The following is a 20,239-nucleotide window of genomic DNA, read 5'->3' as shown; positions in this document are numbered from 1 at the left end:
ATTGAACTCGTATAATGTAAAAAATAAAAAAACGAAATTAGTAATTATTGACTCTATTGAATGGAGAGTTAAATTTAGATGTAAATATTGTTGGACAATAAATTATTCAGCTAATATTGGAAAAGGTCGAAAAGAAATACTATATTATAGAACATGTCATTGTTGTGAATAGTTTCGATCAAATTTCCCCGATGGCAATAGGTAAAGTTCTGAAACCTAAGTAAGGGATATTTCTTCTAAAATTCTTGATAAATATGAAAGAAATAAAGAATTTCCAGATGGGATTTTAAAAATTGTTAATTATATACCTTATGGATTTCAAGAAGCAACTTGAGAGATGACGGGTATAAATCCAGTAATTAGAGTTGATTATGGCGAAGGTAAAATATTGTGAATGGAGGTTTTTATGAAAAGACGGTTATTGCAGCTGTAAAAAGATTGATTCTTGCTGAATCTCCCGATGTCTCTGAGTTTGAACGTATGGAGTGGTTATTTAACATTCACAAAGATGTGTTCCCACCAACTCACTTTCAGTCCACCGGTATTTTTACTAAGAATTTAGGATACCTCTTTTTTGTAATTAAGCTACAGAGTCAGAGTTATTGTTGTTATGACAGCATGAGAAGGGGATTGTCAGGTTATTGTTTATTATATTAAGGAAACGATAAAGAATACCTTGTTTAGTATAGTGTGATATAAAGTGAATAAATTCGTTTCTGTTGAATATGGCGATTTATTTTAAATGTTAAAAAATAGTGAAAATTTTGATGTTATTTTTTTGAATTCTAATTTTTATTTATTCTTGAAAGATGACGGGTATATACCCTATGGATTTCAAGATGCATCGCGGCGGCAAGGGAGTGAATCCCCGGGAGCATAGCAAACTATGTGACCGGGGTGAGCGAGTGCAGCCAACAAAGAAGCAACTTGAAAGATAACGGGTATAACTATTTTGTTTTATATGAGGAGATAGGAAAAGGAGATAATTCACAGATATATAAATTTTTTAATTAATATATACCCTATGGATTTCAAGATGTATCGCGACGGCAAGGGAGCGAATCCCCGGGAGCATAGAGAACTATGTGACTGGGGTGAGAGAGTGCCGCCAACAAAGAGGCAACTTGAAAGATAACGGGTATATTTGGCCTGAAATATTTATTGCCATTAATCATTATTAAGGAGAGTATATTTTGACTTCGGAAAATATTTCTGTATCACCCGTTGCCATCGTTGGTGGTGGACCCGTTGGTCTAATGTTGGCTTTATTCCTGGATTTATATGGTGTTCGTTCCGTTATCTTTAATTTGGAGGAAGAGACCCGATGGCAGCCTAAAGGCAGTACCCATAGTGCCCGTATTATGGAGCATTTTCGTCGTGTAGGTATATCTCAGCCTATTCGGTCATTAGGCGTGCCAAAAGAGTTCCCTTTGGATGTATCATATTTTACCAAGTTTAATGGATGGGAGCTTGCACGGATTACGTTACCGTCGGAAATGGAGAAAATGTCTATGCGCGAAAATGCGGCTTCGACAGATCCCGTTCCAGAACCAATAATACGTGCAAATCAAATGTATGTTGAAAGGTTTCTACTACAACATGCAAAGAGTCGTCCAAATATCATAATAAGATATGGCTGGCGCGTTAAAGATTTTGTCCAGTATAAAGATGAAGTAAAACTTTATGCGGAGCATATTGATGGAAAGTATGCTGATGAAGTCTGGCAAGCAGCATATATGGTTGGGTGTGATGGCGGACAGAGCTTTGTTCGATCTAAGCTTGGTATCGTTTACGAAGGAACCGTTGAAGCTAAGGCAGGTTTTCTAACGGGTGGAATGGTTTCCAGTTATATTCGTGTTCCTGGAATTCACCAGGGATTATTACGAGAAAAAAAATCTTGGATATACAATATTGTCTCCCCTAGGGAAAAGATGTTATTTATCTGCCTGGACGGTGAAGATGATTTTTTATTTGTGACCCAGAGTAAAGATGGAAAAGTTATCGACGATTTGGAAGTTGTTCGCATAGCGCAGGCAGGAATAGGTTCAGATGTTGAGGTATTAGTCCTTGGCAATACGATATGGAAAGGCGGTGTTGCTCTCGTTGCTGATAAATATTCTGAGGGTAGGGTATATTTAACAGGAGATTCTATTCACTTATTTGCTCCCACCGGTGGTTTTGGCATGCATACAGGGATCGACGATGCTAGCAATTTAGCTTGGAAAATTGTTGCGTCTATAAATGGTTGGGCAGGTAATGCGTTAATGGATTCTTATGAAAGCGAGCGTCGTCCAATTGCATGGAGGAATACTGCCGCTGCACGTTCTTATACCCGGCAGACAGCATCACTATATGTGCCTGCAAATTTGGAAGATGCGGATTATGCAGGTGATCTGGCGCGTGAAAAAATTAATACTGAGCTAAGTCATTTTCGCTGTCAATTTACTTCTATCGGTGTGGAACTTGGTGCCCGATATGATAGTTCTCCTCATATTATTAATAGCGATCCCGTACCGGATGATGATTGGCTTAATTATAAACCAAGTGGTGTACCCGGAGGGAGATTGCCGCATTTATGGCTCACACCTATTTCTGGCACCAGAGTATCTCTGTTCGATATTTTAGGCACCGGGTTTAGTTTGCTTCGGGTAGGATCTCATTTTCCCGATATATCTGAATTATTAGCTCAGGCATCTCAACGTAAAATTCCGGTCAAGATTATTGATCTTCCCGGTCATGATGCTTGGCAATTATATCAAACCAGGCTCCTTTTGGTGCGTCCTGACCAATATATTGCCTGGAGAGGTGATAGAGTTCCTGACAACATAGGTTCAATATTGGATAAAATTGTCGGTAGGTAAGTAAGGGATGATTTTCTGGGATGAAGATATTAACGCTAATGAAATAGGGCTCACAATATGATGGTTAAGGCGGATGTTTTTATGGCAGGTACAGCCCTTCTGGTAATACCTATACCCTATGGATTTCAAGATGCATCGCGACGGCAAGGGAGCGAATCCCTGGGAGCATAGCAAACTATGTGACCGGGGTGAGTGAGTGCAGCCAACAAAGAGGCAACTTGAAAGATGACGGGTATAGAACGATAATATAGTTCAACTACCACTATTATTACGCAGAATGATGCAGTTAATATTATAAAAAAACTTATCGGTAATTTTGATGGCACTTCTTATGCGTTTGTCAGAAATCACGGACATATGACATGGTATTGCTAGGATAATTAGAGAAGATAGGCAGAAATGATAACTAAGATAAAATATATTGAGTATTATTTCAATATAGTTAAAAAATACAAATTTTACAATAAACTACAATATTAGAGGTAATTATAGTGAAAAAAACGTTTTTCTCATCTGGAGACTTTGGCAAAGTTCCCGGAGAATTAATTGAAGATAAGCCGACTCAATTGATTCATGAAAATGTATTGAACTCTGAAGTGAGTCAAGATTTGAATTTCTCAAATGAAAGGCGCCATAAAGTGGCTATGGTTAATTTACCCAGTAAAGTTCTCAGTATGACTCTGGGAGGGTTACAACCTGGGCAATCGACCCGTAAACACAGACATAGTTATGAAACTATAATATATATCGTTAATGGGGAGGGATATTCACTCATTGGCGAACAACATATTTCATGGAAAGCCGGTGATGCGATATATGTTCCTGTATGGGCATGGCATCAACATGTCAATAGTGGTGCTATTGATGAAGTATTCTATATTGCATGTGAGAATGCGCCAATGTTGCAAAACTTAGGTCTTGCTGTTCGTGAAGAGCTTTGAATTTAAGTAAGTATAGGTTTTATAGATTGTATTTAAAAACAGATAATGATTTCACCGGGGTAGAGGTTTATTAGCAGTATCCCGGTGGTTTATACCCGTCATCTTTCAAGTTGCCTCTTTGTTGGCTGCACTCACTCACCCCGGTCACATAGTTTGCTATGCTCCCAGGGATTCGCTCCCTTGCCGCCGCGATGCATCTTGAAATCCATAGGGTTTATATATATTAATTGCATCTCAATTATTGAATTTATTATCCAGTTAAACTCTGATCATTTAATGATTTTCTATAATAGAAAAACAAATCACAATTGGTAGTTTATTTTTTTAAATATTATCATCGGTAAATAATTTTATATCTATTTTAGTTGGAAAGTATTTGTATTAATCGATCTATTTTCTAGTATGTTTTTTATATTGTTAATCTTTCGTTTTTTTATTATTTTCTATTTTTATATCAATGAGATATATAACTTTTATCTCGTTCCTTTTTAATGTGTTCTCTGTCATGTTTTACAAAAAATCCTTTTTTTACTATTGATAATTCGTGATGCGAAAAATAATCTTTATAGATGTTGATTAGATGATTTTAATTTTATTTCTTAATGTAATGTTTTTTATTTTATAAATCGATTTACATTTTTTGCAGTAATTTTATGGTTACATATGGCGTAAAGATTGGCATTTTTTTCCAAAACGAGAAAGCGATTAAATTTAACGTCATCATGCCGTTTATTGTCTTCTCATGGCTCGTTGTTGCTGCTCTTAGTGCCTATGAGCAGTGGCTTACCTTACATAACTTTTGTGTTTGAAAGAGGTAATAATGAAGAAATTTAAATTGCATACATTAGCAGCACTGACTGCAACTGTTGGACTTATGAGTTCTGCATATGCTTCCCAAACAGCGCAGCAAGTGGTTGATGCACTGAGTCAATTAAAAGTTAATTATAAGGTTGTTGATAATCAGGCAGGAGATCACGGCGTTAACTGTGCGGTACTGGGGGCAGATTGGGCTAAATGTAATCGAGTGGATATTACTTTAACCAATGGTAATCAGGCGATTGATTCTGTTGACTGGGCGATTTATTTCCACAGTATTCGCCAGGTCCTGAGCGTGGATAATGAACAGTTCAAAATCACGCGTATTACGGGCGATTTACATAGACTGGAACCAACCGAAAAATTCACCGGTATTAAAGCTAATGAGCAGGTAAAACTGCCGTTTATTGGAGAATACTGGCAGATTTACAGCACTGATTTTCTACCTCGCTGGTATGCAACGTCGGGTGATGCGAAGCCTAAGGTGCTTGTTAGTACGGATACAGAAGATCTAAGTCAATTCTTATCTGCTTTCACCGATGATCAATGGAAACGCACACAGACAGATAACAATATTTTGATGACGCCTGAAAATCGTTATATGAAAAATTTGCAGGTCAAAAAGGTTGGATCAGAGAAGTTGCGTGGGCAAATTATCCCGACACCAAAAGAGGTTCAGATTTTTCCCGAGGATGCTGATTTATCTGGCGGGGTGAGACTGGAATTGGGTGGTTTAAATGACGAGGCAGTTATTCTTGTCAGAAAACGTTTTACTGATCAAGGCATTAAATTAGAGGATAGTGGTTATTCAGTGGCGACTCAGATTGTCTCTTCAGAGTTTCCTGGCGATTGGCAGGTTAAAGGGGCTTACCGTCTGAATGTTACCCAGAATGGGGCACAAATTGTTGCTTTTGACCAATCAGGGGTGTTTTATGGTCTTCAATCTCTGTTGTCATTAATTCCTGTTGATGGCGATAGGAAGATTGCTACTTTGACGGCAAAAGATGCGCCCCGCTTTGAATATCGTGGGGCACTCCTTGATGTAGGGCGTAATTTCCACAGTAAACAGGCTGTTTTGCGTTTGCTTGACCAAATGGCAAGTTACAAGCTGAATAAATTCCATATTCATCTGTCTGATGATGAAGGTTGGCGTTTGGAAATTCCTGGATTACCTGAGTTGACGGAAGTTGGCAGCCAGCGGTGTCATGATTTAAGTGAAACTCAATGTTTATTACCACAGCTGGGTTCAGGCCCTGATAATAACAACATGGGTAGCGGATATTTCAGCCGTCAAGATTACATTGATATTCTGAAATATGCCAAAGCCCGTTATATCGACGTTATTCCTGAAATTGATATGCCAGCCCATGCTCGTGCCGCCGTTGTTTCTATGGAAGCCCGCTATAAGAAATTAATCGCTCAGGGGAATGTGAAAGGGGCGAATGAATATCGTTTGCTCGATCCAACGGATACCACCAGAGCAACATCGGTTCAGCTCTATGATCGTCGCAGTTATTTGAACCCGTGTATGGATTCTTCAAAGCGGTTTGTTGAGAAAGTTATAGGTGAAATTGCTGCTATGCATAAAGCAGCAGGTTCACCATTGGAGACTTGGCATTTTGGGGGAGATGAAGCGAAGAATATCCGTTTGGGGGACGGATTCCAGGATAAAAATGGTCCTATCGTACCGGGTAAGGGCATCATTGATAAAAGTGCGGAAGATAAGCCGTGGGCTAAGTCTCAGATTTGTCAGAAGTTGATAGAACAGGGTGTTGTGAAAGACATTGATCATATTGCCAGTTATTTTGCAATTGAAGTCAGCAAAATTGTGAATGCTAATGGTATTGAGAGGATGCAGGCATGGCAGGATGGTTTAAAACATGCTGGCAGTGCTAAAGATTTTGCCACCCAACGCGTTGGGGTGAATTTCTGGGACACTCTCTACGATGGCGGCTTTGATTCAGTCAATGATTGGGCGAATAAGGGCTATGACGTGGTGATATCTAGCCCGGATTATATTTATCTGGATATGCCATATGAAGTTCATCCACAAGAACGTGGCTATTATTGGGCGGCTCGCTTTAACGATGAAGCTAAGATCTTTAGTTTTGCGCCCAATAACATACCGCAAAATGCTGAAACTTCCGTTGACCGTGATGGTAATGCATTCAGTGCGAAAAGTGATAAACCGTGGCCGGGTGCCTATGGGCTTTCAGGTCAAGGATGGAGTGAAACGGTTCGGACTGATGAGCAGATGGAATATATGATTTATCCGCGCTTGTTGCCGCTAGCAGAACGGGCATGGCACCGGGCCGGTTGGGAGTTGGATTATATTCCGGGCCAGGTATATAAGCGTGGAGAAACGTATAAAGTCGATATAGATGCGCTTAATCGTGACTGGGCTCGGTTCGCTAACCTGATGGGGCAACGTGAGCTTAGTAAACTGGATAAAGCGGGCATTGCTTACCGTCTACCGGTTCCGGGGGCTAAGGTAAAACGTGGCATTTTGCGGGCTAATGTTGCTTTGCCTGGGTTGGTAATCCAGTATTCGACGGATGGCGGTCATAACTGGGAAGTTTATAACAACCATAAACGTCCAAGAGTGAAAGGTGATGTGTTGATCCGTTCTGTCAGCCCGGACGGTAAACGTTACAGTCGAATTGATAATGTAAAGGCATGATAATGTTGTAGCAAGAGGGGAACCCTGGCGGGTTCCCCTCTCTAGGTGGATAAAAACTCAGGCGTGAATTACTTCTCGTCATGTGCACTACTATCTTCGCGGCAATTACCGGCAGAGCAGTGACCATATAAATAAAGACTGTGGTTTGAAAGCTTAATCCCATAACGCTCAGCAATGTTCTTCTGGCGTCTTTCGATATATTTGTCACTGAATTCAATGACTCTACCACAGTCCAGACAGATTAAATGGTCGTGGTGGTGTTGTTGAGTGAGTTCAAAAACCGATTTGCCACCCTCAAAGTTATGACGGGTGACAATACCGGCATCATCAAACTGATTCAACACGCGGTAGACAGTAGCAAGTCCAATCTCTTCACCGTTATCAATCAGTTTTTTGTAGAGATCTTCCGCACTGACATGGTGGTATTCAGGCTCCTGTAACACTTCCAATATTTTCAGACGAGGAAGTGTAACTTTAAGTCCAGCATCTTTTAATGCCTTATTGTTGTCGGTCATGCGGATTCAGTCCTGTTACTTAGTAAAGTGAACTTAGTGATACTTCAAAAAGTACCAGTGAGTTATCAGATTATGATTATAGGCATGGCTAATGAAAATGAAAACCACGTTAACCTTAACTTTCATTATACATTTTGCCAGGATAATCGTTTATAAAACGCAGGAATAACCTTACTATTTATCATGTTTAGGCTATTTTTTGTCATTTTTCGTAATAAAAAGCGGATCTAAGCCGTGTTTTGACAAAAGTAATAGCCTTTGAATGCGATCCCTCAGGGTGAGTGAAGCGAGTCACTTCTCACCTACCGTGGGTTCACTATTGATAAGAAATGACCTGCACCAATTACGTTTACTGGGATAGGCCGCTATCCTGCAAGAATTTCTGACAAACTCAGCTCTTCGTAGATCTGTTTAGTCCAGGCATTAACACGCTCTTCTGTTAATTCTGGTTGGCGGTCTTCATCAATAGCAAGCCCGATAAAATGGCTATCATCAGCCAGACCTTTTGATTCTTCGAAGTGATAGCCCTCGATTGGCCAATGACCAACAATAATGGCACCGCGGGGTTCAATAATGTCACGGATAGTTCCCATAGCATCACAGAAATATTCCGCGTAATCTTCCTGATCACCACAACCAAAAAGGGCGACCAATTTCCCTTCAAAATCGATCTCTTCCAGAGTAGGGAAGAAATCATCCCAGTCGCACTGTGCTTCACCGTAGTACCAGGTAGGGATGCCGAGCAGCAGAATATCGAACTGTTCGATATCTTCCTTGCTGCTCTTGGCAATATCATGAACTTCTGCAATATCGGAACCCAGAATTTTTTGGATCTTTTTGGCAATATTTTCTGTGTTGCCGGTATCGCTGCCAAAAAATATACCTATAATTGCCATAGGATAATATAACCTCTTGTTTTATTTGTGTATTTCTGTATGAGATATACGTATAAAATGTTAAAAATCAGTAAAAAAGGTTCTGATTGTATAAATAAAAAAGCAAAATCCTATTCTGACTAAACAGTCAGGACAATTCTGTCAAATTTGTGTGATTTCGTGCCTTCAATGCTATCAAGTCGTGGTGTTACTTTCTGCTAACTGGGCCAGCAAAATTTGCTCAATAAGTTCACTGCGGCTGATATTGCGTTGTTGTGCAAGAAAGTTAAGTGCATCTACTGCATCAGCATTTATTTTCAGCTCCACACGACGCAGACCACGCACTTTATCACGGCGAAGTTGGTTACGCTTGTTGACTCTGAGTTGTTCATCCCTGGAAAGTGGGTTGGTTTTTGGGCGCCCCGGTCTGCGTTCATTTGCGAACAAATCCAGAGTGGTGCGATCCATTTGTTCTTTTGCCATAAATTCAATTAGTAAAGGGCGTATACCATAAAATATAGCACGCCATGATACCCCAGCTTCTAGTGTATCGCTACTGCCTGACAAAGATAAAAGCGGCGTCATTGCTTATCTGTAAAGGATTGTGGTTGAGCTTCCGTTTTAGCGGTGCTGGTATTTTCTACGGTACTCTATTGGTGTTAACCCATTAAGTTTCTTGAATAACTCTCTGAAATAGCGAGTATCTTCATAGCCAACTTCATGGCTGATTTCTTCTATGGTCTTATTCGATTTTTCTAACCGGCATTTCGCCAGAGATAGGCGAATCTGTTGGATATATTGAATAGGTGTCTGGCCGGTTGCAGTCTTAAAGCGCCGCTTCATCTGTCTTTCACACAGATGAATTTTATCGGCCAAATTGCCAACCGATAATCTGTCTGATGGAGCAGAATGCATCCAGTCTTGTAGTTTGTGGATTAATGTATCTGAATGTTGGCGATAGGGTACAAAACTTGCGAGAGTATGAGAGGGAAGGCCTTCCATATTACCAAATATGAACTGACTACAGGTTTCCCTGGTATTTTGACCATATATCTGTTCAATAATATGCATCATGACATCGTTGTATTCATAGGTGCCGGAAGTGCAAAAAATATTGTTATCGCTGGTGACTTTTATTTCTGAATGTAACTGTACTTGCGGAAACATGTCCTTGAATAAGCTGGTAAATAGCCAGTGTGTGGTGGCTTTTCGGTTATTGAGTAAATTAGCTTTAGCCAGTACAAAAGAACCTGTACAAACGGAGACGATAGGAACATTTTTTTCTTCCATCATCTGGAGCCAATCTAAGGTTTCTTGAGTACAAAGATCGAAATCGCAATAAGGGGCCCCAATTGAACCCACCAGGACAATATCTGTTTGTTTTATTTCTCCTATGAGTTTATTGGGTTTTAGCCGGACACCACCCATCCCGACAGCATCCTGATTATCCTGTGTGACAATATTGATTTCTGGCTCCGGCGCTCCGGCTAAACGAGCGGCAGTGGTTAAAATTTCTATTGGGCCAGTGATAGAAGTCAGAGATCCTCCTGAAAATACTAACACGCTTAAAGAAACTGGATTCCTGTCCATAAGAATTCTCCAACTTAAAAATTAAGATGTATCAAGATATTTCATTATCTAACATCTTAATAACTTATTGTAACAATTTGAATAATTTAATTACATTGAGTTATTTTTTTTGAACAAACAAGTAAAATAAAAAATAATTTCAGCCAAAACTTATTCCGTCTTTGTTAAGAGTTGGCTGAATTGCCATTTAGTTTTCGCCAATTTGTTGATGCCACAGATGCGCGTATAAGCCGCCTTGCTGGAGCAATTGGTCATGTGAGCCAAATTCGATAATTTGCCCCTGATCTAACACACAGATTTTATCCGCGTGGCGAATTGTATTGAGCCTGTGAGCAATACTGATCACTGTTCGGTTACGGCATATTTCGTCCATATTTGCCATGATTGCCGCTTCAGATTCATAGTCCAATGCTGAGGTAGCTTCATCAAGGATCAGGATGGTTGGGTTGACCAAGAGCGCTCTTGCTAATGCGATTCTCTGTCTTTGACCACCTGAAAGATTGACTCCTTTCTCCCCAACTGGATGCGCAAAACCGTGAGGAAGGGATTGAATAAATTCAATGGCCCCGGCTAACTCAGCGGCACGATAGACTTCTGCATCTGTTGCGTTGGGCTTACACAGCCGAATGTTATCGGTGATGCTGCCAGAAAACAGGATACTTTCCTGGAGCACAACACTCATATTGCGGCGTAAAGAGACGGGATCAGCAATCGCTAAATCCATGCCATCAATCAAAACTTGTCCATGTTGAGGTACGTATAACCTTTGTAGCAAACGGGTGAGAGTACTTTTACCTGAACCGGACGGTCCAGTTATACCAATAAATTGACCCGATTTTATCAATAACGACAGGTTAGCCAGAACTTCCGGCGTGTCGTCATGGTAGCGGAAGCGAATATTTTTGAATTCAATTTGGCCTTCCAGCTCAGGTACAGAAGCCAATCCCTGTTTACTGTTTTCCATTGGCTCATCAAGAATATCCCCCACACGTTTCAAGGCGATTAACGTATGCTGAAAATCCTGCCAAACCTGTGCGAGCCGGAGGATAGGTTGCGTGACGTGTCCGGCCAGCATATTGAAGGCGATAAGTTGCCCCGGAGTCAGTTCACCGCGTAAGACTTCTGTCACCCCCCACCATAGGAGGATCGCGGCAGTAAATTTCTGGACAAAATCGATTCCCTGTCCTGCGATTAAACCGCTTTTTTGTGCCGCGAAGCTTTTAGTCAACTGCTGGCTGAGAATACGTTGCCACTGATGTAAGAAACGGTTTTCAGTCGCGGTGGTTTTGATGGTTTCAATCCCTGTGACGGCTTCAGTCAGAAAGCTTGTTGCATTTGCATCGGTTTCATATTCTGCTTCTACTTTGCGGCGAATAACCGGCCCGGCGACTACCCAGAATATGAAGTAAACAAAAAGTGAGCCAATAACAATCCAGGTTAGTATCCAGGCATAATAAAACATGATGCCAATAAACATGATGACGAAAATTAAATCCAGCATCAGCATCAGGGTAGAGCCTGTCAGAAACTGGCGGATTTGAGACATTTCTCTGACTCTGGCAATGATCTGCCCTGTTTGCCGTTGCTTAAAATATTGCAGTGGCAATCCTGCCAGATGACGATACAGTCGCCCAGAGAGCTCAGAATTTATCTGGCTTGCCATGTGCCCAAACACGGTGTTGCGCATAAAGCTATACAAGGGTTCGGCAAGGGCGATAGCGAGCATAGCCATACCTAATACATGCAGGCTAGATAAACTTCGTCCTACTAATACCTTATCGATGATGTTTTCAAACAAGATCGGACTGGCCAGTGCAAATAACTGGAGAACTATGGCAAACAAAAACAGATCTCTTATCTGACTTTTCTGGCGGAAAATGGAGGGATAAAACCAGCTCAGGCCGAATTTGACATGTTTTTTAGTTAATTCCTGATCTGCGATTAAAAGAATCTTATATGCATTCTCTTTATTACCCGTAGATGTAGATAAGGAAAGCGATTGCGTTTGTTCAGTCACAGGATCGAGGATGGTAATATTGTCATTCTCGATTTTAATGAGTACCCACCACTGTTGTTCCAGTTCGATCAATGCCGGTAAGGGTAATGTTGGCCCTGTGTTGACAGTTAATCGCTCAATTTTACTGTGTAGCCCAATAGCGTTGGCGGCTTCACGCAGCTGTAAGTCACTCAGATATAAGGAGTCAAAACCCAGGCTGTGTTGAAGTTGATCGACAGTAGCTGACTTATGAAATTGTTTCCCCACATAGACGATGCAATTCAGCGCCTGATTATGAGTGTAGTTACTGGAATCAGTAGCAGAAAAAGGTAATAGGTTCACGATTATTTCTCCCTCAATGCTTCAGATTGATACTCTCTGATAGGACTCAGGAGATAATCGATAACACGGCGTTGGTCGGTTTTGATTTCAGCGACGATTGACATACCTGGGGTAATTTCAACCTGGGTATCGTCTATGGCAATGCTATTACGTTTAAGGCTCACTTGAGCAGGAAAGACCAATCCTAACTGTTCATCGGTGGTTGAGTCTCTGGATATGCTCAGCAGTTCACCGTCGATAGTGCCATAACGCGTATATGGGAAGGCATCGATCTTAATGGTGACTTGTTGCCCAGAATAAACAAATCCGGCATCTTTGTTTAAAATTTGCACTTCCGCCAACTGCACATTGTCATCAGGAACGATCACCATCAAGTTTTGTGCCGGTTGCAGTACCGCGCCTAATGTATGGACGCTGAGTTGTTGAACTGTTCCTGTGACGGGGGAGCGAATGACTTCAAGTTGCTCCCGTACCTGAGCTTTTGCCAGCTCTTGCTCTAAAACGACCAATTGAACTTCGGCCTGTTTTCTTTTATCAAACCATTCGCGCTCTTTTTGTGTTTTCAGGCTGTTTAAGCGTTCTGCCAGGCTAATATATTGCGATTGCAGAACATGAAGCTCCGCATTTTGTTGGGCAATCAGGCGTTCTGTTTCCAGAAACTCTTTTTCCTGTTCAAGGTATTCAACTTTACTGATCACTTGTTTTTGACTTAAGGTTTGACGTGCTTTTAAACGCTGGCTGATATTTTGCCGGAGCTTAGTGAGTGCATTGATATCGCTTTTTCGTGATTGTTGAGAAGAGAGATTGACGTTCATCTCTGCTTTCAGATTTGTTACAACAGCTTCGTATTCTCTTTTCTCCCGGGAATAGTTTTCAGCAACTTGTGCTTGTTGAGATGTCGGCAAAGCCTGAAACAGTTCCTGTTCTGTCGGTTCCTGCTCTTCTGTCAAAGCCTGATAACGGATTTTTTCGTGGGTTTGATATTCGATCTGCTTTAATAACCGGATGATATCTTGGTTAACACCGAGTGTATTGAGTGTCAGAAGTGGGGCGTCTTTCTCTACCCGCTGCCCATTCTGAACATGGATAGCGGTCACCCGGCTCTGTTCGTATGCTTGAATTATCTGAGAACGGCCAGAGACAATCAGGCGACCGGTTGCGGTTGCCTGAACATCTAACTTACCCAGATAGGCCCAGAGTAAGGCTATGATAATGCCGATACTGAGCGTTATTGCGGTGTAACGGGCAAAAGGTGACGGTGGTCGTTGTGACAATGCTAAATGTGTCGGTAAAAAGTCATAGTGCTGCGGACAAGGGCGCAACCGGGTTTTAATTTTATTCTTAAAAGCTTTAATCATGACAAGGTACCTCCTGTTTTAATTCTTGTTGTAACTGCCAGAGCTTCCGGTACTGTCTACCGTGGTTAAGTAGCTGTTCATGAGAGCCTTGTTCGATAATTTCCCCCTGATTAAGCACAATGATGCGATCACAATGACGTACAGTTGAAAGGCGGTGTGCGATTGTGATAACGGTTCTGCCTTGGGCAATTTCTGCCATATTGGATTGAATGCGTGATTGTGATTCATCATCAAGCGCACTGGTTGCTTCATCAAGAATGAGAATTTTGGGGTTAGTCAGGAGAGTTCGGGCAATAGCTAGCCGCTGACGTTGACCGCCGGATAAAGATTGTCCGCCTTCTGCGATAGTTGTGTCATATCCCATCGGCAGCTTGAGAATAAATTCATGAGCACCTGCCAGCTTAGCGGCTTTAATCACGGCTTCCAGGTTGGCGTCAGGTTTTGACTGGGCAATATTTTCATATACCGTTTTGTTAAATAAGAAATTTTCTTGTAGAACCACACCGACTTGCTGTCTGAGTGTTTCAATATTGAAATTTTGTAATGGGATTCCATCTAAGGTAATTGCGCCTATTTCTGGGGTATAAAGGCGGAGTAATAAACGAGCCAATGTACTCTTTCCTGAACCAGAGGCACCGATAATACCAATGGTTTCTCCGGCTCTGATATCGAGCGTCAATCCTTTAATCGTTGGTGGAATATCGGGTTGATAGCGAAAAACAACATGGTTAAATGAGACTGCTCCTTGCAGTGTGATTTGCTTCTGGCCGGATTGTTGTTCGGTTGGCAGGTTTAACATATCTCCTAACTTATCGACGGCTACCCGCGTTCTGATAAATTGTCCCCATAGTTCTACTAATCTGGCTAATGGTTGGGCTGTGTGATTTACCATCATATTGAAGGCGATCAACTGACCGATGGTCATTTGCAGTGATAAAACCTCTGATGCGCCTAACCAGAGAATTGCCGCATTGGTCACTTTTTGCAGTAGCATAACAATATGGTTTGAGCGATTACCCAGTTGCTGTACTGCATAACTAGTATCGACCATCTTCTCAGTCTGGCTATCCCAACGGCGAACGAATTTGGGCTCTACCGCCAGACTTTTCAGGGTTTCAGCACCAGAAACCGTTTCAGTCAGAAAAGAGGTATTTATTGCTGCATGGGTGAATTGTTGTTCAACGGCTTTTTCCATACGAGGCGTCACCCACCATGCCAAAATGGCATAAAAAGGGAAGGTTGCGAGAAAAATCCAAGTTAGTAGGCCGGATAACAGGCTCATCACGTAGATGAAAATAAACATAAATAGAACATCGACAGATAAGGTGAACATTGAGCCGGTCAGGAACTCTCTAACGGTATCCAGTTCACGCACCCGAGTAACAATAGCTCCCACTTGGCGGGATTTAAAAAAGAGTAAAGGTAGCCCGAACAGATGCCGGACTAGTTTTAATCCCAGTTTGATATCAATGCGGTTTGCGGTGTGAGCGTATTGGTATTCTCGTAATCCACGCAAAATCACCTCGATGATGCCGGCGATGATTAAGCCAAAGACTAATACATCAAGTGTTGATAGCGTTTGATGGATTAAGACCTTATCCATTACCACCTGAATAACTAAGGGAGAAATTAGCGCAAGAATCTGTAACACAAAGGAAAATAACAGTATCTCACATAGATTTTTCTTTTGTGCCAGAAATTCTGGAATAAACCAACGGATGTTAAATTTAGCTTGTTTCTGTTTTATTTTAATCCATTTTCCATTCCACTCTTTTATCAGCCTTTCTTCGGACCATATTTCAGGGTTTTCTTTATCAACCCTCTGTATTAGTGAGCTTTCTTTATTCGATTTGGCTAAAACAAAGGGTAAGCCATTATTATCAAACAAGATTGCGGGTAAAAGTATATTATGGTGCTTTTTGCTTACGGAATTTTTACTTGAAATCGATAAATTAAATTTTTCCTCTATATTACTTATATATGAATAATAACAATTAGATTTTTTTAAGTTATCAATGTCAGTGATGTTTTCTTTTCTATTATATATCATCAATATTAATTTTAATGATGCTATGGTCAATTTCTCAATTTCATTCATGAAAAAATATCTTTAAAATTCACAAAATAAGAATTAAAACAATTGGTTATATTAATTTTGTGTGGAATTTAAGTGTTGCTTATTATCTTATATTTATTGCCATTATCGATGTGGGTAAATGGGACTATATATGTGGGGTAAAAGGACTTTTTGTGTGTAAATGTTGATTTTGAGTTTTTTCTCTATATTATTTCACTGATTTTTTTACTCTTAATGTATTTATAGATATAAAAATTCAAGATATCCGTGAATCAAATGTATTCTTTGTTGTAAACATTGTATAACTTCATTAATAAATTGTTTATTTTTGGTAAATAAAAATATGTCTGAAAAATTCGTACAAACTATCTCTAGCGTCAATTATAACAAAGGCGTTTTTTCTCTTTATTTCGTTGGTCAGGAACAAAACCGGATGGCGAATGGAATAATGGCAGAAAATGATAATGAACTTGAATTAAAGCAAGTCATCCATATGCCTGCATCGGGATTCATGTATATGGTTTCTATGGTTAAAAATATGTTGGAAGATCCACGCATGGCGGCTGAGTTTGACAAACTGGTCGCGGCAGGGTTTTTACCCGCTCCGCAAGTTACAGAAGAGCAAACTGTGTCGGAAGCTATGGTGGAAGAACCTGCTAATTCTAAGAAACGCCCATCTAAAAATATAAAATAAGATCTCATGGTTGATTAGCGTATGGCGATTATACATCAACCAGCTAAACTGAATACCGCAGAAATTCAGGCAATGATCGGAGGAGTGATGCTGCTGAGCCAGTATTCTCCTCTGCATCGAAGATACCTGGTGTCCGAGTGGCAACAGCGTATCTTGCCTGCGTTTGAACTGAATCAGTTTTGCTACTATGCAGATGGACAAGGGCGCCCAATTGCTTTTTGTAATTGGGCTTTTTTATCTGAACAAAATCGGGAAGAGATTCTTTCCGGAGAAAGAGAGCTTATCCACACAGACTGGCGCTCAGGTCCACATATCTTTTTTCCTGAAATGATTGCTCCTTTTGGTCATGGGCGTGAAGTTGCCAGGGATTTGCGCCGCCGTGTCTTTTTGCCGTGGAAAGGCCAGAAGGCTTGTACTGTCCGCGGGAAGCTGGATGTTCAAAATAACCGCTGTATTCGTCAGGTACAGTGGTTTTTTGTTTGATCAAATAGCACTGAGCGCAGGCCCTTTCCTTCAGGTAGGGGAGGGGATACGTAGTTATCGGAGTGTGCAAATTCGACGTTAAACACTCCGAATTTTTTGACGCTAAGTGGATGTCCCGCCGTAACCGCATAGCGGCTGGCGTAGCCAGAGGGCGGGGAGATACCCTCTTGTATGATTTAAAGGGATTTTGGATGGGGAAAGCATCGAATAGAAGTGCAGAGTACTTTTTTACAGGAAGATATTACGACGATAATGACGGTAATAGTATTACTGCTATTGGGGTTGGTGGTGAAGTTTATGCTTATGGCGGAAATGATGATGTTACCGTTGGTTCATTTAAAGTCGATGTATACCATACAGATGGCGACCTTGCGGTAAAAGGAGTGTCAGGTTATACCGGTATTCGTAAAACGGGAAATGGCGAGCTGTCATTTGCGGGGGCTGCCGGTGTGGCTGTTATTGATCACACGGGTGAAAAGGGAAATTTAAATTATTCGGGTGCGGCCGGTTATAATCAACTGGTCCGTAGAGGGTTGTCTGGTGATACTCGTTTTAGAGGGGCCGGTGGATACAATCAGTTATGGCATGAAACTAACCGGGGAAATTTAGATTTTGCCGGCGCAGGGGCAGGCAATGACATTGACCGTACCTGGTTTAACCGTTATCAAGATTCACAGGGAAATGTGACGTTTAATGGCGCCGGCGCTGCAAACAGTATCAATTCGCGGGTAGAACGAGGTAACGTTACATTCAACGGGGCCGGTGCTGATAATCACATCGTACGTATGGGTAAAGAAGGTAATATTATCTTACGTGGTGCGGGGGCATCGAATCGCATTGAGCGTGTACGTCAAAATAAAGACGAGTATGAACAGACCCGTGGTGATATTACTTTTGAAGGTGCGGGGGGGTATAACACACTCTATTCTGATGTCGCGCATGGCAATATTAATTTCTCTGGTGCGGGGGCTTACAATGAAATCACCAGAATAGACGAGAATAGCGATTTCGATGGTGAGGTACTGGAATTTGCTAAAGCCGAAGAGATCGTATTGACGACGGCAACGATGGGAGGAAGCGGGATCCAAGAGTCCCAGCAAGTCACAGGGATGAAATCAACTGCCGAACCGAATACCTATCTTTTTGCCTTTGCTGACAAAATGTACACTAAAATCAGCAAAGTTCGGCTGCAAAATAATCCCATTACGGGCAAACTCGGTTATTATGCCACTTCCTGGTATAAAGCGGGCAATCACCTTGAAAATCTTGCTGCGAAAGAGATTTCTTCAGGCAATGGATTTATCGAGGTAAACGTTGATGGCGCTTATCATCTCTCCGGTTTAATCGTTGAGCGTCTGCAACCCGTTACGATCCATGCTATCGGGGAAAACTTGTTGTCAGATCAGTGGGTAACCTATGCGGGTGGCGTGATGGTTAAAGCGGAGGATATCTCGCTAGGCGATGCCAAAATGGAGGGGTATGCCGTCTTTTCTGATGATGGAAAAGTCGATGTTTCCGCAGTCAAATCGAACCGAAAACCCAATACTTATGTGTATGCCAAAGTATTGGGACCCTATACCAAAGTGGTTGAAGTTCAGTTGGCCAATGATCCCGAAACAAAGCACCTCAAATACATCGCAACATCATGGTCTAAAGCAGGCGATCATACGGGTGATTTAGCCAATGAAGAGTTTTCCTATGCTAACGGGTATACCTCTGTCTACCCCGGTTACACGTTAAGCCAGCTTCAATATGACATCAATACAGTGCGCCGTACCTCCCATCGATTAGTGCATAGCAAAGAGTATCATCATCAAGACCTTGTGAAATTATCTGCAAGCAGTAGTGACATTAATTTTAACGGTGCGGGTGGTGGAAACGTTATTAAATCTGATGTCACGCGGGGAGATATTAATTTCACAGGGGCGGGGGCGGCGAACGTTATTTTGCACGACTCAAAGTTCGGTGATACGCATTTTAATGGTGCGGGTGCTGCCAACGTCATTGTAAAAAAAGGTGAAAAGGGCGATCTGACATTCCGTGGTGCCGGTTTAGCCAATGTCTTGGTTCACCAAGGCAGGAGCGGAAAAATGGATGTTTACGCCGGTGGCGCGGTAAATGTTCTTGTGCGGATCGGGGATGGGCAATACCTGGCTCATCTTCTGGCTTATGGCAATATCTCAATCCACAAAGGCAATGGTAACAGCCGGGTGCGGATGCTGGGCGGATATAACACGCATACTCAGATAGGTAATGGTGATGGGAACTGGTCCGGGCAGGGCGGTTTTAACGTCATCACTCAAGCGGGAAAAGGGAGCATCTTCTCTGTACTGTTAGGTGGGGCTAACGCACTCACTAAACTCGGGGCGGGCAGTCTGGTTGCCGGTATGCTTGGCGGTGCCAATATTATCAGCCATCTCAGTGAGGAGATTGAAACCGCCAACAGCACTGTTATTGCGTTGGGCGGCGCTAACATTTTTACCAAGAAAGGGAAAGGCCATGCGTGGGCAGTCATGGGCGGCGGTAAGAACGTCTTTACGCATATCGGTGACGACAAGACCACGGGCGTTATGCTGGGTGGTGCGAATATCTTGACCAAAGTCGGAAAGGGCGACACGACCGGCATCATGTTCGGCATGGGCAACGTGTTGACCCATGTCGGCGATGGTTTGACACTGGGTGTGATGGCTGCGGCAGGTAATATCTTCACCAAAGTCGGTGAGGGGACAGCGATTGCGGCCCTGATTGGCGCCGGCAACTTGTTTACCCATATCGGCAAAGGGGATGACTGGGCGCTAATGGGCGGTGCAGTGAATGTCTTTACCAAAGTGGGTGACGGTGATGCACTGGCATTGATGGTCGCGGCGGGCAATGTGTTTACGCATATTGGGGATGGCATAAGTGTTGCGCTGATGCTGGCAAAAGGCAATATCGCCACGAAAGTGGGTGATGGCATGACGTTGGCGGCGATGATCGGCAAAGCGAATCTCTTTACCCATATCGGGGAGGGC

At 42.0% G+C, this 20,239-nt stretch carries 14 protein-coding genes; 7 read left to right on the top strand and 7 right to left on the bottom strand.

All coding sequences use genetic code 11. The features are described from left to right. Positions 1–390 precede the first annotated feature (390 nt). From SLS51_RS13895 to SLS51_RS13880, 4 genes are all read left to right on the top strand, one after another. Positions 391–657 (top strand): hypothetical protein, encoded by a 267-nt coding sequence (locus tag SLS51_RS13895; RefSeq protein ID WP_323839338.1) that lies wholly within the window; start codon positions 391–393, stop codon positions 655–657. A gap of 536 nt (positions 658–1,193) precedes the next feature. Continuing rightward, the gene (locus SLS51_RS13890) at positions 1,194–2,861 is read left to right on the top strand and encodes an FAD-dependent oxidoreductase (RefSeq protein WP_323839337.1); all 1,668 of its coding nucleotides are present in this window, start codon (positions 1,194–1,196) and stop codon (positions 2,859–2,861) included. Positions 2,862–3,352: 491 nt separating this feature from the next. Then, entirely contained in the window at positions 3,353–3,802 is a 450-nt protein-coding gene (locus SLS51_RS13885) for a cupin domain-containing protein (protein ID WP_112878097.1), read from the top strand. An 820-nt stretch (positions 3,803–4,622) separates the two neighbouring features. Beyond that, positions 4,623–7,298, top strand: a complete 2,676-nt coding sequence (locus tag SLS51_RS13880) for a beta-N-acetylhexosaminidase (protein WP_323839336.1) — start codon at positions 4,623–4,625, stop codon at positions 7,296–7,298. Positions 7,299–7,366: 68 nt separating this feature from the next. Here SLS51_RS13880 and fur read toward each other — a convergent pair whose 3' ends face one another. The 7 genes from fur to SLS51_RS13845 all read right to left on the bottom strand — a co-directional run bounded on the left by fur (position 7,367) and on the right by SLS51_RS13845 (position 16,072). After that, entirely contained in the window at positions 7,367–7,813 is a 447-nt protein-coding gene (gene fur, locus SLS51_RS13875; protein WP_011145650.1) for a ferric iron uptake transcriptional regulator, read from the bottom strand. A gap of 365 nt (positions 7,814–8,178) precedes the next feature. After that, entirely contained in the window at positions 8,179–8,709 is a 531-nt protein-coding gene (fldA, locus tag SLS51_RS13870) for a flavodoxin FldA (protein WP_323839335.1), read from the bottom strand. Positions 8,710–8,883: 174 nt separating this feature from the next. Beyond that, positions 8,884–9,171 carry a LexA regulated protein gene (ybfE, locus tag SLS51_RS13865; protein WP_011145652.1) on the bottom strand — a complete coding sequence of 96 codons (288 nt, stop codon included), beginning with the start codon at positions 9,169–9,171 and terminating at the stop codon, positions 8,884–8,886. 138 nt (positions 9,172–9,309) lie between these two features. After that, positions 9,310–10,278, bottom strand: coding sequence for a GlxA family transcriptional regulator (locus tag SLS51_RS13860; RefSeq protein WP_323839334.1), 969 nt, complete (start codon positions 10,276–10,278; stop codon positions 9,310–9,312). A gap of 187 nt (positions 10,279–10,465) precedes the next feature. Continuing rightward, entirely contained in the window at positions 10,466–12,616 is a 2,151-nt protein-coding gene (locus tag SLS51_RS13855) for a type I secretion system permease/ATPase (protein WP_323839333.1), read from the bottom strand. Between the two features lie 2 nt (positions 12,617–12,618). Continuing rightward, positions 12,619–13,974, bottom strand: a complete 1,356-nt coding sequence (locus SLS51_RS13850; RefSeq protein ID WP_323839332.1) for an HlyD family type I secretion periplasmic adaptor subunit — start codon at positions 13,972–13,974, stop codon at positions 12,619–12,621. Beyond that, positions 13,967–16,072, bottom strand: coding sequence for a peptidase domain-containing ABC transporter (locus SLS51_RS13845; protein ID WP_323839331.1), 2,106 nt, complete (start codon positions 16,070–16,072; stop codon positions 13,967–13,969). Before SLS51_RS13845 ends, SLS51_RS13850 begins: the two co-directional genes overlap by 8 nt. Before the next feature lie 322 nt (positions 16,073–16,394). Here SLS51_RS13845 and rtxH point away from each other — a divergent pair, with 322 nt between their 5' ends. From rtxH to rtxA, 3 genes are all read left to right on the top strand, one after another. Continuing rightward, the gene (gene rtxH / locus SLS51_RS13840) at positions 16,395–16,745 is read left to right on the top strand and encodes a protein RtxH (RefSeq protein WP_323839330.1); all 351 of its coding nucleotides are present in this window, start codon (positions 16,395–16,397) and stop codon (positions 16,743–16,745) included. Between the two features lie 21 nt (positions 16,746–16,766). Next, entirely contained in the window at positions 16,767–17,228 is a 462-nt protein-coding gene (rtxC, locus tag SLS51_RS13835) for an RTX toxin-activating lysine-acyltransferase RtxC (RefSeq protein WP_323839329.1), read from the top strand. Between the two features lie 191 nt (positions 17,229–17,419). Continuing rightward, on the top strand, positions 17,420–20,239 hold a 2,820-nt coding region (gene rtxA / locus SLS51_RS13830; protein WP_323839378.1), incomplete at its 3' end, for an MARTX multifunctional-autoprocessing repeats-in-toxin holotoxin RtxA.

The sequence above is a fragment of the Photorhabdus africana genome (assembly GCF_035181445.1).
Taxonomy (GTDB): domain Bacteria; phylum Pseudomonadota; class Gammaproteobacteria; order Enterobacterales; family Enterobacteriaceae; genus Photorhabdus; species Photorhabdus laumondii.
This window is presented reverse-complemented; position numbering and strand designations above follow the sequence as displayed.